At 44.5% G+C, this 13,818-nt stretch carries 10 protein-coding genes and 2 pseudogenes; 8 read left to right on the forward strand and 4 right to left on the reverse strand.

Annotated features, from left to right (window positions below; genetic code table 11):
• Positions 1-25: 25 nt before the first annotated feature.
• Together GPLA_RS11790 and GPLA_RS11795 are read right to left on the reverse strand one after the other, a co-directional pair.
• Positions 26-682, reverse strand: coding sequence for a sulfotransferase family 2 domain-containing protein (locus GPLA_RS11790; RefSeq protein WP_007105148.1), 657 nt, complete (start codon positions 680-682; stop codon positions 26-28).
• 296 nt (positions 683-978) lie between these two features.
• A complete protein-coding gene (locus GPLA_RS11795; RefSeq protein ID WP_007105150.1) occupies positions 979-1,713 on the reverse strand; it encodes an SDR family oxidoreductase in 735 nt (244 codons plus the stop codon).
• Between the two features lie 308 nt (positions 1,714-2,021).
• On the opposite strand from GPLA_RS11795, the gene GPLA_RS11800 reads away from it, so the two are divergent.
• The 6 genes and pseudogenes from GPLA_RS11800 to GPLA_RS11825 all read left to right on the forward strand — a co-directional run bounded on the left by GPLA_RS11800 (position 2,022) and on the right by GPLA_RS11825 (position 9,043).
• Positions 2,022-4,088 carry a catalase gene (locus GPLA_RS11800; protein ID WP_007105152.1) on the forward strand — a complete coding sequence of 689 codons (2,067 nt, stop codon included), beginning with the start codon at positions 2,022-2,024 and terminating at the stop codon, positions 4,086-4,088.
• Between the two features lie 303 nt (positions 4,089-4,391).
• Positions 4,392-5,369 carry a sialic acid TRAP transporter substrate-binding protein SiaP gene (locus GPLA_RS11805; RefSeq protein WP_007105154.1) on the forward strand — a complete coding sequence of 326 codons (978 nt, stop codon included), beginning with the start codon at positions 4,392-4,394 and terminating at the stop codon, positions 5,367-5,369.
• Between the two features lie 3 nt (positions 5,370-5,372).
• A complete protein-coding gene (locus GPLA_RS11810) occupies positions 5,373-5,897 on the forward strand; it encodes a TRAP transporter small permease (protein WP_007105155.1) in 525 nt (174 codons plus the stop codon).
• Entirely contained in the window at positions 5,894-7,171 is a 1,278-nt protein-coding gene (locus GPLA_RS11815) for a TRAP transporter large permease (RefSeq protein WP_007105156.1), read from the forward strand. Before GPLA_RS11810 ends, GPLA_RS11815 begins: the two co-directional genes overlap by 4 nt.
• Positions 7,172-7,320: 149 nt before the next feature.
• The gene (locus GPLA_RS11820) at positions 7,321-8,034 is read left to right on the forward strand and encodes a helix-turn-helix domain-containing protein (RefSeq protein WP_007105157.1); all 714 of its coding nucleotides are present in this window, start codon (positions 7,321-7,323) and stop codon (positions 8,032-8,034) included.
• Positions 8,035-8,140: 106 nt separating this feature from the next.
• Positions 8,141-9,043 (forward strand): annotated as a pseudogene (locus GPLA_RS11825) (DMT family transporter).
• Positions 9,044-9,119: 76 nt separating this feature from the next.
• Here the strand turns inward: GPLA_RS11825 and GPLA_RS23225 are convergent.
• A pseudogene (locus GPLA_RS23225) lies at positions 9,120-9,749 on the reverse strand (alpha/beta hydrolase family protein); the annotation flags it as partial.
• 308 nt (positions 9,750-10,057) lie between these two features.
• On the opposite strand from GPLA_RS23225, the gene GPLA_RS11835 reads away from it, so the two are divergent.
• Together GPLA_RS11835 and GPLA_RS11840 are read left to right on the forward strand one after the other, a co-directional pair.
• Positions 10,058-10,786, forward strand: coding sequence for a PEP-CTERM sorting domain-containing protein (locus GPLA_RS11835; protein WP_007105158.1), 729 nt, complete (start codon positions 10,058-10,060; stop codon positions 10,784-10,786).
• Positions 10,787-10,928: 142 nt separating this feature from the next.
• Positions 10,929-11,702 (forward strand): PEP-CTERM sorting domain-containing protein, encoded by a 774-nt coding sequence (locus tag GPLA_RS11840; RefSeq protein ID WP_007105159.1) that lies wholly within the window; start codon positions 10,929-10,931, stop codon positions 11,700-11,702.
• Between the two features lie 105 nt (positions 11,703-11,807).
• On the opposite strand, the gene GPLA_RS11845 is transcribed toward GPLA_RS11840, so the two are convergent.
• Complete coding sequence (locus GPLA_RS11845) at positions 11,808-13,727, reverse strand: DNA topoisomerase III (protein ID WP_007105160.1); 1,920 nt, start codon at positions 13,725-13,727, stop codon at positions 11,808-11,810.
• Between the last annotated feature and the right edge of the window lie 91 nt (positions 13,728-13,818).

A 13,818-nucleotide genomic window follows, 5' to 3' on the forward strand; every position in this document is an offset into this window, starting at 1 on the left:
AGTAATTAGTTACCTAAGCTGTGCATTATTCGAATTGATAGTTGAGCAATTCGATATCGCGTTGATAATGCTGTGCAACAGTTTCTATAGAATCTTGGTTATAATAGCGACGATAATCTTTTTGACGGTCGTCTGCTTTACGTTTATGGGGAAGGGAAAAATGTTTCATCCCACAGTGCTGGCTAATAGCAGTAAAATCGTCGGCTAAGGTTTCATAACGGCCAATGTAATCCACAATAATGTTGCCATCTAAATCGACTAGATGGTCGCTCTGTAATTTTGTCGCAATATCAAAATGGAAAATATACGGCCTGCTCAGGGTAAACTTATATTTGATAAAGTCGTTGAAGTTATTGATCCCGTTGAGTAAATGTGGCTTTTCACGTTGAATATGATGGTATGAGGACACCTGTAAATCCCAGGGGTTACGTACAAAGGCAAACTTGTATAACTGACGAAAAAAGGCATCGGGTAGCATTTCTTTAGCGGCGATAACACCCGAGTGACGTGGAAACTTCGTCCCAGTAATGTGTCCGCTCATATTACTTAGTTTGTGGCAGGGGAACATAAGATAATACATGGGATCGTGCCAGCGTAATTTATTCAAAACCGAACGAATGCTTGTTCCACCTGTTTTGGCGATGTGTATGTATAAAAACTTATAACGGTGGTTTAGCAGCATTTATTGCCCTCAGGTAAAAGCCATTCTGGCAAAAATACGCCAGTAGAAATATATCTAAAACGACAGTAGCAAACGAGCTGACTAAATCGAATAGCGCAAAGCAATAATGCTGAAGAACTCCACGTTTAGGTAAAGTTTTGTCAGTGCCTTTGTTTATTTCTGTCAAGCTGTCAGGAGAGGCTATAAAGCAATGCAGGCGTAAACGCATGGAGCAAGTAAATACAGTTTTTTTGGGACAATATTAAGGCTATCGCTAAATACTTAGTTGCTTATAGCCTTTAAAGTGAAGGGTAAGCTTAGATTATGCCGCCATTCGCCCGCAGAACTTGACCGTTTATCCACGCGCCGTCTGGGCCAACTAAGAAGGCTACCGCACGAGCAATATCATCAGGCGTGGCTAATCGCTCTAGTGGACTCATTTTCGCTAGGCGATCAATCATTTCTTGTGATTTTCCATTTAAAAACAAGTCTGTGGCTGTGGGGCCCGGTGCGACTGTATTCACGGTAATTTCTTTGCCGCGTAATTCTTTACTTAGAATAGCACTGAGAGTTTCAACAGCTGATTTTGTGGCCGCGTAAATACCATAGTTCTCTAATTTCAAGCCGACAACACTGGTGGAAATATTCACAATGCGCCCGCCATTTGGCATGCGGTTAGCCGCTTGTTTAAGCGTATTGAACGTACCTTTTAAGTTGACTGCGATTTGCTCATCAAAATCAGCTTCTTCGCTCTGCGCCACAGGTGCATTGATCATTATGCCTGCGTTATTTATTAACACCTTGATTGGGCCTAATTCTTTTTCAACGATATCGAACATATCGATAACGTCGTCGGTATTAGCAACATTGCACTGAACGGCAAAGGCACGGCGATCAGCTTTCTGCAGTTCAGCTACCAGAGCCTGTGCTGGTTCGGCATTTTTGGCGTAATTAATTGCCACAGAAAAACCATCGGCCGATAATCTGCGCGCTATTGCCGCACCTATCCCTTTTGACCCACCCGTGACTAACGCAACTTTTGACAAAGACATAATTAACTCCTGACTCAATATAGGTAAACGACGTTAGCTTACAGGGTTCGGCTTTGAAGATAATCAATGGAAAATTAATCTTACACTTCCGCTTTTTAATTACGCTTATTGTGGCTGAAAAAGTTACACATATGCTTGAAATTGTTGGACGAGCAATAAGCCGTGATTTCCTCTATGTGGTGAGTTAGCCCTTATGAATATGCGGTTTGGCGAGTGGCCTTTTTATTGCACTGGTCAGTTTCTCTACCGCGTTTATTCTGCGCGCTAGTAATCCATCCTACTTTTCTCGATGCAATGAAGGACTAGTCATGACTGAATCATTTAAATATACCGGAAATAAAGGCAAGGGTGGTGAACTACACCAACCTGCCTCGGATACTCACCCCATTATGACCATTGCTCAAGGGTGCCCTGTGAGCGATGATCAAAATTCCTTAAAAGCAGGAGCCAGTGGCCCCACGTTAATGGAAGATCATGTACTTAGAGAGAAATTGTTCCATTTTGACCACGAACGAATTCCTGAGCGCGTAGTTCACGCTCGAGGTTATGGAGCACATGGTTATTTTGAGACATACGAAGCATTAAATGAGTTAACGTGCGCCGATATTTTTCAGCGTAAGGGAGAGAAAACGCCAGTTTTTGCTCGCTTCTCCACTGTCGCGGGAAATAAAGGTTCACCGGATTTAGCGAGAGATGTGCGCGGTTTTGCGGTGAAGTTTTACACGCAAGAAGGCAACTGGGATTTAGTGGGTAACAACATTCCTGTGTTCTTTATTCAAGATGCTATGAAGTTCCCGGATTTGGTTCATTCCGCCAAGGCCGAACCCGACCGTGGTTTCCCTCAAGCACAAACAGCTCATGACAATTTTTGGGATTTCATTAGTTTGACACCAGAATCGATGCACATGGTTATGTGGGCTATGTCTGACCGAGCTATCCCACGTTCTTTGCGCTTTATGGAAGGCTTTGGCGTGCATACTTTTAAATTCATTAGTGCTAAAGGGAACGAAAAATTTGTTAAATTTCATTGGAAGCCCAAAGGCGGAATGCAATCTGTCGTGTGGAACGAGGCAGTGAAATTAAACGGAGCCGATCCTGATTTTCACCGTCGGGACATGTGGCAGGCGATTGGAGAAGGGGACTATCCAGAATGGGAATTAGGTGTACAAGTCTTTGACCAAAAATTTGCAGATGATTTTGAGTTTGATGTTTTTGATGCGACCAAACTTATCCCTGAAGAACAGGTACCGGTAAAAATAGTTGGTCGAATGGTGTTGGATAGGGTTGTAGACAACTTTTTTGCTGAAACGGAACAAGTCGCTTTTTGCACGCAAAATATTGTACCTGGTTTGGACTTTACGCCTGATCCTCTGTTGCAGGGGCGGAACTTTTCTTATCTAGATACGCAAATTAAGCGCCTCGGTGGGCCAAATTTCACCCATATCCCAGTTAATGCACCTAAATGCCCAATGCGTCATTTCCAACAAGACGGACATATGGCCATGCAAAACCCCAAAGGGCGGGTTAACTATGAGCCTAATTCATGGGAAGGAGGAGAGCACAATCCACGGGCATGCCCGGCTCACGGTTACCAGAGTTCATCTGAGCAAGTGAGCGGTGATAAATTGCGCTATCGTTCTGAAACCTTTGCGGACCATTACAGCCAAGCGCGCCAGTTCTATATTAGCCAAACAGATATAGAGCAAGGGCATATACAAAATGCGCTGGTATTTGAGTTATCAAAAGTTGAGCATTTGGCTATACGTGAGCGAATGGTTTCACATCTGTTAAACATTGATGAAACCCTAGCGAAAAAGGTTGCCGATGGTCTGGGCTTGGAGAATATGCCTCAGGCGGCAGAAGCAGCAATGAAGACTCGGGATGATCTGCCGGTGTCGGACGCATTGAGTATTTTGAAAAACGGTACCCATACCTTCAAAGGGCGCAAGTTGGGTATATTAGTCTCTGATGGCGTGGACGCCGCAATCTTTAATAAGGTAACAGATGCATTGAAAGCGCTAGGCGCGAATCATGAGGTGATAGCGCCACAGGTTGGCGGTGTGACATGCAGTGAAGGTAAGCGTATCAGTGCCCAACAAGTAATTAACGGGGGGCCTTCGGTGTTATATGATGCAGTGCTCGTGCTTGTCACCGAGGAGGGAGCCAAATCATTGGCGAAAGTCCCTGAAGCGAAAGACTTTGTTACCGATGCCCATGCCCACATGAAGTTCATCGGCTATACGCCATCGGCTATGCCATTGTTCGAAGCGGCGGGGCTTGCTGATAAAGAGGACAAAGGCTGGATCGATCTAAATGACATTAGCGCCAAATCCTTTGTAAAAACACTGGGTGCGTTGCGTTATTGGCAACGCTAAGCAGATAAAATAGCCCACGTATCTTTAGCGGTAATAAAGAGGCTGGAAACACCCGCCTCTTTATTTATCCACATACTCCTCATAGCCAGATTCAATTGATTGTTTCCATTGGCTAACAAATTTCTAATTATTGCTCAACGTCAAAGTAAGTAGCGAGTAACAGTTAACGTAGATTTTTCTGCTTCATTGCATTTACTTTATTGGTTAGAGATTCACGTCAACTGCGAGAAGGAAATAACATTGCCTTTACAATTGTTAACAATTAACTAATAATAATTATCGTTTTTCTTGTCGGCCCAAATAATGTTGTTGCGTTACGTGTTGTGTTTTTTGTTGTTACTGCCATCCGCTTTACACGCCAAACCCGAGAAGTTGTATTGGGGGCATGTTTATGAAACTAGCGAGCCTCTGCACAAATGGGCGATGTGGGCCAGCGAGCAGATAAAGCAGCGCACCGACGGGCGTTATGACATTGATGTGTTTCCAGTGTCAATTTTGGGTAAAGAAGCGGCTTTAAATGAGAGCTTGCGCTTGGGCAGTGTGGATATTATCTACACGGGGACCAGTTTCATTGCCCAGCTTTATCCGCCTTTCGGCATTACAGATATGCCGTATATTTATGCTGGGTATGATCATTGGCTGAAGTTTAACAACAGCGAATTATTTGCAGAATTAGCGCAGGGGTATAGTGAAAAAACTCAGGGCAACCATATCGTGGCGAACAACTATTATGGTGAGCGCCATGTGAGTGCTAACGTTCCCGTTTTAACCCTAACAGATATGAAAGGGCTGAAAATACGGGTGCCCAATGCGGCGATTTTCAAGTTGTTTCCTCAGGCGGTCAATGCCAACCCAACCCCTATCGCATTTTCAGAAGTGTACATGGCTCTGCAACAAGGGGTTGTGGATGCACAAGAAAACCCTCTACCGACAATAAAAGCCAAGAAACTTTATGAGGTGCAAAAGCACATAAGCCTAACAGGGCACATGGTTGGCTCGAATGTCACTATTATCAGCCAGCGTCGCTGGAAGATGCTAAGTCCAGACGACCGGTTCATTTTCGAAGAGGTACTACAAGAAGCGGCCCTTAATGTATCCCAAGAAACCCGTGCTCACGAGCAGGCATTAATCGCTTGGTTTGGGCCGCATGGCGTTAAGGTACACCATGTAGATAAAAGCCCGTTTCGCCAAGCGACACTGCAATTGCATAAACCGTTTATTGCCACCATAGGTCAAGAAAACTACGACCGTCTCTTACAATTAAATCAAGCAGAAGAGTAAATTATGTCCCTTTCCGATGCCACGCCTTGCGATACTATGCTTAGCAAGCAGCCACTTAAAAGCGAAGATATCATAAGCTTGCTCATATTTTGGGGATTGGCGATGTTGTTGTTTGCACAATTTTTTAGCCGCTATGTATTAAGTGCTTCTTTAGGTTGGTCCGAAGAAATTGCTCGTTATTTGCTGATTTTGCTGGCGTTTTCAGGAGCAAGCATTGCCAGTCGTAACGATGCCCATATCGGCGTTACCTTGTTACATCGTTATTTGCCCATTAAAACCTTGAGTATGACTAAGTTATTCATCGCCATGCTTAATCTAACTGTTGTGTTGCTGTTGACATTTTACGGGGTTCAAATTGCGCTTTCGTTACAAGTCTACACACTGGCTTCTTTATCCATTTCAATCAGTTGGGTATATGTTTTGATGTGTGTTTGTTTGTTGCTCATGGGGGCGCGAAGCTGGCTGGTGGTAGTAGCGAATTGGCGTTTAGTGTGCAATACATTCAAACCGGCAGTGGGTCAGTTATGATCGTGCTTGTCTTGTTTTTATCCCTAATATTGCTTATTGCGCTGGGCACACCGGTGGCATTTGCATTAATCCTTTCTTCCCTCTTGGCCATTGCGCTTGATGGCAACATGCCGAACCTAGTGGTGTTACACAGTATGGTCGGCGGTATGAATAGTTTTCCGTTGTTGTCCATTCCCTTCTTCGTGCTAGCAGGGGCGTTAATGAATTCTGCGGGGATTACTCAGCGCATTTTTGATTTTGCTAATGCTCTGGTGGGCTGGCTACGCGGTGGGTTAGGGCATGTAAATGTGGGGGCGTCGATATTATTCGCTGGCATGTCTGGCGCGGCGGTGGCTGATGCGGGTGGGTTAGGCGCAATTGAAGTTAAAGCCATGCGTGACAAAGGCTACGATGCTGGCTTTGCGGTGGGGATAACCGCTGCGTCATCTACCATAGGACCGATCATTCCACCCAGTTTGCCGCTGATTATTTATGCTGTTATGTCGTCTGCGTCAATCGGTCAGTTATTCGCTGCAGGGATAATACCTGGCTTAATCATGGCACTTGCGTTGATGATAATGGTGGCTTGGTATGCTAAAAAACGCAATTATCCCAAAGATGCCGGTTTTTCTGTACTGCGTTGTACATCGACGCTTAGACGCGCATTTTTATCACTGATGACGCCTGTGTTGATCATTGGCGGCATATTGCTTGGTTTGTTTACTGCCACTGAAGCGGCCATAGCAGCCAGCGCATACGCCCTATTTTTAGGGGCGCTGGTATACCGAACATTAACCATTAGAAAACTGCTTGCTCTGAGTATTGAAACCATAGAAACCACCAGTATTATCATGTTGATAATAGGCGGTGCAGCGATTTTTTCTTGGGTGTTAACCACCCAGCACATAACCGAAAGCTTCACCCAATGGATGCTGGGTTTTACAGACAGTAAAGTGGCTATTTTGTTACTGATAACCCTCATCCTATTCATCGTTGGCTGCTTCATGGAAACTATCGCCGCGATTACTATTCTCACCCCAGTGTTATTACCCGTAGCGATTAGTCTAGGGGTTGATCCGGTACACTTTGGCGTAATGATGGTACTGAATTTAATGATAGGCTTGTTAACTCCACCGGTAGGCATGGTGTTATACGTTTTATCTCGGGTGACAAACGTGCCTTTTGAAAGCTGTGCCAAAGCCACGCTACCGTTTTTGATCCCATTAGTCATAGTGCTGCTGTTAGTGACATTTATCCCACAATTGACCCTGTGGTTACCATCGGTGTTGTATTGAAAACATATATTTGATTAACATTTTTTAACCAGCGCTAGGCTTAGCGCACTATGGGTAATGAAAGTGCAGTGTCGCGCGCAGCAATGGGCTTTCAAAAGCAAAGTTATCAACGCTATACTGGGTGTTAACGTTAGCAACTTGCCTCGTAAATGAAAAACAGCCTCAGTATTCGTGTTTACTCTAAGCAGCTTCAACGTCATACCCATAACAACCATCATCAATTGGTCTTGCCTATTCAGGGGTATATTGCCATCGAAATGGATCACTATATGGGCAAAGTGACGTTAGGGGAGTGTGTGGTGATCCCGACTGGCACCGAGCACGGTTTTAAGGCTGATGAAGCGGCGCGTTTTATCGTCGCGGATATGGATATGCTCCCCGCTCACTTATTGGATAATACATTAGCGGTATTTTCTATCTCGCCCCCTTTGTTAAGCTTTTTAATGTTCGTGGAAAAACAACTGGAGCATCAGGTTGACAGTGGGATCGAAAGCTCAGTGCTCGATGTATTTAGCATGCTGTTAGAACAGCAACAGCATGCTTTAGTACCGGATGAAAGAATGCGCAGCGTGCAACGATGGATAACCGATCATATTGGTGATGAACTCAGTGTTAATACATTGGCTGGCATTGCCTGCTTAAGCCCAACTCAGTTTAAAAAGCGCTTTAAAATGAGTTTTGATACAACGCCTCATCTATACATTACCCAATTGCGCATGGAAAAATCAAAAGCCTTGCTCGCCCACACGGACCTGCCAGTTCAGTTGGTTGCCCAGAACGTCGGCTACAGTGACCTTTCTGCTTTCAGTCGACGTTTTTCCAGTTACTTTGGTTTGTCGCCAAGAGCTTTTTCTAAGGCCTAAAGAAACGTCCTTTTAAGCAACAAATGCGTCCGTTTAGCAAAGTACTCTGTGAGTAAGGTGCTTATCATCTCATTAACAGCAATGGCTAAATACTAAGGAACGTTACATGGCTATTATTCGCAGTGCTAATACTGAGTATCAATTTGGGGTCGGGGCTATTTTGTTTTCGTCACTGTTGTGGGGGACAACCGGCACGGCTGCTACATTTGCCCCGAATGTTAGTCCTGCTGCTATGGGCGCTTTTGCGATGGGAGGAGGAGGTTTAATTTTGGCTGTCTCTGCATATAGGCAGGTGCGGCATCATTATCTTAAGATTTTATTGTTAAAACGATTGTGGTTATTTAGTGCTCTGGCGTTAGCGATTTATCCTTTGGCTTTTTATACTGCTATGGGACTCGCTGGTGTGGCTGTGGGTACAGTGGTGTCTATCGCGAGCGCGCCGTTTTTCGCCGCTGTGCTTGAGTGCCTTATTAGCAAAGAAGTCAATATTACTAAGCGGTGGTTTGTCAGTTTTGCTCTGGGGTTAGTTGGTATCGCATTATTGGCCTTTAGTGAATGATCAACTGGAGAGAATAATACCGATAAAATGATGGGGATCGCCTTAGGTTTACTTGCTGGACTGACTTACGCGATTTATGCCTGGGGGGCGAAAACAATGATAGATAAGGGAGTGCAGTCGCAAGCCGCTATGGGTAGCATATTTGGACTTGGGGCAATGGTACTTTTACCTTCTTTGCTGTTTTCCGGTGATAATTTATTTGCATCGTCCACTAATACAATCGTGGTTTTTTATATGGCGGTGATCCCTATGGCGTTGGGTTACTTCGCTTTTGGATATGGCCTGCGTCATATCAAGGCGAGTAGCGCCTCCCTTTTAACATTATTAGAGCCAGTGGTGGCGGCAATTTTAGCTGTTCTGGTCGTAGGTGAAGTTATCTCACCAGTGGGATGGTTTGGAATAACGTTAATTTTGCTGTGCCTATGGGGGCAAACATCGCTTAAGAGCTAAGTACCGGGGCGAATAGTGCTTACCGAGCGCGCAACATCTATTGGCTGCATGCTCATTGAGTCTATTTGGCTAGAAATCATTCACTTGTATCCGATGTCTGAATGGGGGCATTACTGCTTAAATGGGTTTTCAAAAAAATATCCATTTCAGCAAACACTCGATGACGATTGCGCTGGATCGACAGGTAATGGTCGCCATTTTTTAATTCAACATACTTTACATCCTTATTTAAGTTTTCGAGTTCATCGCACATCTCGCGACTTTGTCCTACTTCTACCACGCGATCGTCTTCTCCATGTAGTAATAGGAGCGGAATATTCAGTTTTTCTGCGTGGTAATAAGGAGAACGGGGTTCTAGGTCGTCCTCATCATCACCAATTTGTTATCTAACGAGTTTCTTATTCAAGAAGTGGCGGCTTTTATTGACTAACCGCTCTAAGTCCATCACACCAGCAAAACTAATCGCACACTGGAATAAATCAGGGCTTTTAACGGTGGCCATGGCGGCGGCATAGCCACCGTAAACTGCGGCCACGATACATATTCTATTCGGGTCGGCAATATTCTTCTCTATCAGCCATTTGGTTGCAACGGTGATGTCGTCTTGCATTGTTAAGCGCCAGCCTTGCATCTGGCTATCGGCAAATTGCTTACCGTAGCCTGATGAGCCGCGAAAGTTGGGACGAAAGACAGCGTAACCACGGTGAGTGAAAAATGACGTTCAATAATCAAAGTCGTCATATTCGCGAGCACCTTTTACCTTCGTTATGGAGAATGCCGTTTTTGAATTTATTATTCCATTAATTTCATTCACGGTGAAAAATAGCAGAAGATAATAAATATCTATAAAAATCATTTATTTAACTTGTCGGACTTCTTTACAGTGTTAACAGTGTGATTTTGTAACCGTATGAAAATAAAGGGTTTAATAGTTGGCTGACTTATTGCTTAATCGTCGCGCCTCTAAAGACTTAGATGCATTAAAAAGTTCTTAAAAATCAAATGGAAGTAGTAATGAAATTGATATCTTTAAATAAAATATTCTTAATTTTCGGTTTTGCCTTATCCAGCGCCCAGGCTAGCGCTACATTAATCGGCGATGAGCCAACGCAAAACCTCAATGCAATCAGTTTTACCGAAAGTTACGCAAATGGCTTAGGGCGCTACACCGTCACTAACGAGTTACAAGGAAGTGAGCTATTAGGCTTCGGTGTCACCAACACTGACACGACGGCAGCGATTGAGACCGTGGAAACTTGGGATACATACATTGAAGAGAGCGGCGGGGGGCACGTCGATGATAATTATTTCTATTATAACTCCTATACCATCAATGCTGAAAACTGGTCTTCACAAGTGCTTTATTTTGAACAGAGCACCGTTGATAGCGGTAACGATGGTGGAGGTTACTACAGCCCACAAGAATATACCGCGCAAGATCTTTACGGCGATATCGATAGCTTCTTTACAAACGGTGAAAACACCTTGAATTGGTACGCTAGTAATGACGGCGCGCTTTGGGGAGGCAACACTTGGGGTGGTTTCGTATTTCATGGCGACCAGCCGGCTTCTTCACTCTACGCGATACTGTCTGTCGATGACGGGGCATCAACCACCTTCGCCAATGGCATCACGCCGGCTAATGTAACCACCACACCTGACGCAACAAATGTACCTGCACCAGGCACCTTAGCTTTGTTAGCACTAGGCATCTTTGGCGCAGTGCTTCGTCGACGCAAGTAACGGTCGTTATTAGGTAAATTATCTCGCATGTTATTTGCGAATAACCAAGCGATCCCATCTGTATGTTGTGGTTGCTTTTTAGGTAAACAATCAGGCTTTATTCATTTTAACTAACAAAACGATAATTCAAATGGAAGCAGTAATGAAATTGATCTCTTTTAAAAAAATATTTTCCGTACTATGTCTTACCGCTGCAAGTTTGCACGGCAATGCAGCGGTCATCCGTGATGTAGATAACCTAGGTGATATTTATTTTACCGAAAGTTTTGAGGCTAGCGCTGAACAAAGTAACAGTGAAGCGCTTCCAGATTTGCCCGATACAGGGGGAACTGGTGGTGAACTTGTTCTCTCTACAATAATTGGAGGAGGTGGTGGTGTCGATATTGATCCACGGTTAGCTGGAAAGGGCGTTGGAACATATACAGTTACCAACAACCTAGCGGACAGCGTATTGGTAGGATTTGGAGTGACAAATATAGACACCATCGCGTGGATTGACGATGAACTTGATACTTGGGTTGGAAATCAATACATCAGCTACTTTGCTTTGACCATTGATGCATCTAATTGGCAAACAGAAAACTTGTATGGCTTTGAAGATGAAGCCAATACTGCCCAAGATTTGTACGGTGATATTGATGACTTTTTTAAAGACGGTGAAAATACGTTGAATTGGTACAGCTACTACGATGGTGCACTGGCGTATGGTCAGAGTTGGAGCGGTTTCAAATTTTATGGCGATGGGCCCCGCTCATCATTATATGCAGTATTAGAAGTTAATAACTCTCCTAATGTATTCGTTAGCGATGTTACGCCTTTAAACGCTAATACCCCTGTTAACAACGTACCTGCGCCGGGCGCGTTAGCATTGTTAGCGCTAGGGATATTTGGCATGGTAATACGTCGCCGCAAATAGCGGTTAATTTCTCTTCTTCGCTAGCTAATTGTTACTCAATGAGCATAGCTAAAATGTAAAACAACCGCTTGGGGTGACTCAGCGGTTGTTTTTATTGAGGGGGAATTACCCCGTTTTTTTATTTTTGCGCCATTTCTTCTTATAGGCAGGTTTGGTTGACGCAAGCCCAGCAAATAGACTGGTGTCGATTTGCTGGCTGCTGCTAATCATATTGCCAATGGACTGGGTTAGGGGCAGCATAAAGTCTTGATAGCGCATTTGGCGCTGGGCTATTTTGTCTAAATTTGACTCCCAAATAGCAGTCATGTCGGGTTGGGTTGCTTCGCTGGGCAGGGCATTTATCAGTGCTTTACCAGTGAGTGTGGCGTGTATTTCCTTGCCATTTTTCTGCATAAACTGACGCTTGAATAACAAATCAATAATGGAGGCCCTCGTCGCTTCGGTGCCTAAGCCATCAGTATCTTTGAGAATTTTTTTGATGTCGTTGTTTTGCACGTAACGGGCGATACCTGTCATGGCCGCTAATAATGTGGCTTCAGTAAAGTGTTTGGGTGGGGTGGTTTGTTTTTCGATGAGCTGGGAATCGAGGCAATCTACTGCTTGACCTTTGCTTAACGCAGGTAGTGGATGTGTTGTTTTGTCGTCGGCTTGCTTGGTCAATGCTAACCAACCTAGTGCTACCGTGGCCTTTGTTTTCGCCACAAACTCACCACCGGCGATGATCACCACTAGAATCTGCTCTTGATATTTATGAGGCTCGTAAAATTGCATGATGTATTGGGTTGCGATGAGCTGATAAATTTTTGCTTCATCCGTGCTTAAGCTCGATAGCACTTTATTTCGACTGCTAGGGATAATGGCATGGTGAGCTTCGACCTTGCTGTCGTTCCATGCTTTGGATTTCAGTGTGTGCTTGGCGTTGTCTACCGCATTTTTGTGCTCAGGAGAGTTGGCTTTAATAGCGGCTAATACCGAAGGGACTTCTTTAAAATGCTCCGTCGGTAAATAGCGAGAATCTGAGCGAGGATAGGTAATTAGTTGATGTCGCTCATACAGGGATTGGCAAACGTCTAGTACCGCCTTTGGCGATAAGTTAAAGCGTTTTGATGCTTCAATTTGCAGCGCCGATAAGTTGTAGGGCAGTGGCGGCGGACTTTGCTTGTTTTTTTGCGTATTTGCTTGGACTATGCCGGATTGCCCACGGGTTTTGTTGACCACAGTTTCGGCTAACTTTTTGACAATGACCCGTCCTTCTTCATCCTGATAGGGCTCGCATGCTGCACTCGGTTGCCACTTGGCTTGAAACTGTTGGCGACCTTGTGGATGACCTGCCTGAGTAACGAGTGTGGCAAATACTTCGTAAAAGGGTTTTGATTGAAATTGCGCAAGTTCTGCATCACGCCTGACGACCAATCCCAGCACCGGTGTTTGCACGCGACCGACCGATAACACCCCAGAATATCCGCCGCGTTGACCGAGTAAGGTGTAAGCTCGAGTCAAGTTTAATCCGTATAACCAGTCTGCGCGTGAGCGGGCTAAGGCAGAAATAGACAAGCCGGTGAATTCGCGATTTGAGCGAATATTGTTTAGGGATTTTTTGACTGCATTCACATTTAAATCGTTAATCAGTAACCGCCCTGCGTTAACGATAACCGAGCGCTTAACTTTGCAGTAGGTGATCACCTCGTCGACTAAAAGTTGTCCTTCGCGGTCGGGATCCCCCGCGTTAATTACCTGACTGGCCGTTTTCAATAAACGTTTGACCACAGTAAGCTGTTTGCTGGTGCCTTTTTTGGGTACCAGTAACCAATTGTCAGGCACTATGGGTAAGTGCTGCAACGTCCACTTAGCATAAGCTGGGTCGTATTTATCCGGTTCAGCTTGCTCTAGTAAATGACCAATACACCAGGTGACACAATCGCCGTTTTCTAGCTCTATATAGCCGTCACGTTTTTGTTGCCTCCCTGCAAACCCTTGGGCAATCGCGCGGCCCAAGCTAGGTTTTTCTGCGATGTATATAATCATAAATATAGACTGTATGAAAAAACAGTATTATAACAATAAAACGTCTTCGGGTGTAGTACATGTCGTATTTCATGTTTAAGGACGTTATGAA

The sequence above is a fragment of the Paraglaciecola polaris LMG 21857 genome (genome assembly GCF_000315055.1).
GTDB classification, from domain to species: domain Bacteria; phylum Pseudomonadota; class Gammaproteobacteria; order Enterobacterales; family Alteromonadaceae; genus Paraglaciecola; species Paraglaciecola polaris.

Bases quoted from the DNA above. Each gene is read 5' to 3' on its own strand.
- GPLA_RS11790 (WP_007105148.1), bottom strand. From the start codon at position 682: ATGCTGCTAAACCACCGTTATAAGTTTTTATACATACACATCGCCAAA.
- GPLA_RS11795 (WP_007105150.1), bottom strand. From the start codon at position 1,713: ATGTCTTTGTCAAAAGTTGCGTTAGTCACGGGTGGGTCAAAAGGGATA.
- GPLA_RS11800 (WP_007105152.1), top strand. From the start codon at position 2,022: ATGACTGAATCATTTAAATATACCGGAAATAAAGGCAAGGGTGGTGAA.
- GPLA_RS11805 (WP_007105154.1), top strand. From the start codon at position 4,392: ATGTTGTTGCGTTACGTGTTGTGTTTTTTGTTGTTACTGCCATCCGCT.
- GPLA_RS11810 (WP_007105155.1), top strand. From the start codon at position 5,373: ATGTCCCTTTCCGATGCCACGCCTTGCGATACTATGCTTAGCAAGCAG.
- GPLA_RS11815 (WP_007105156.1), top strand. From the start codon at position 5,894: ATGATCGTGCTTGTCTTGTTTTTATCCCTAATATTGCTTATTGCGCTG.
- GPLA_RS11820 (WP_007105157.1), top strand. From the start codon at position 7,321: ATGAAAAACAGCCTCAGTATTCGTGTTTACTCTAAGCAGCTTCAACGT.
- GPLA_RS11835 (WP_007105158.1), top strand. From the start codon at position 10,058: ATGAAATTGATATCTTTAAATAAAATATTCTTAATTTTCGGTTTTGCC.
- GPLA_RS11840 (WP_007105159.1), top strand. From the start codon at position 10,929: ATGAAATTGATCTCTTTTAAAAAAATATTTTCCGTACTATGTCTTACC.
- GPLA_RS11845 (WP_007105160.1), bottom strand. From the start codon at position 13,727: ATGATTATATACATCGCAGAAAAACCTAGCTTGGGCCGCGCGATTGCC.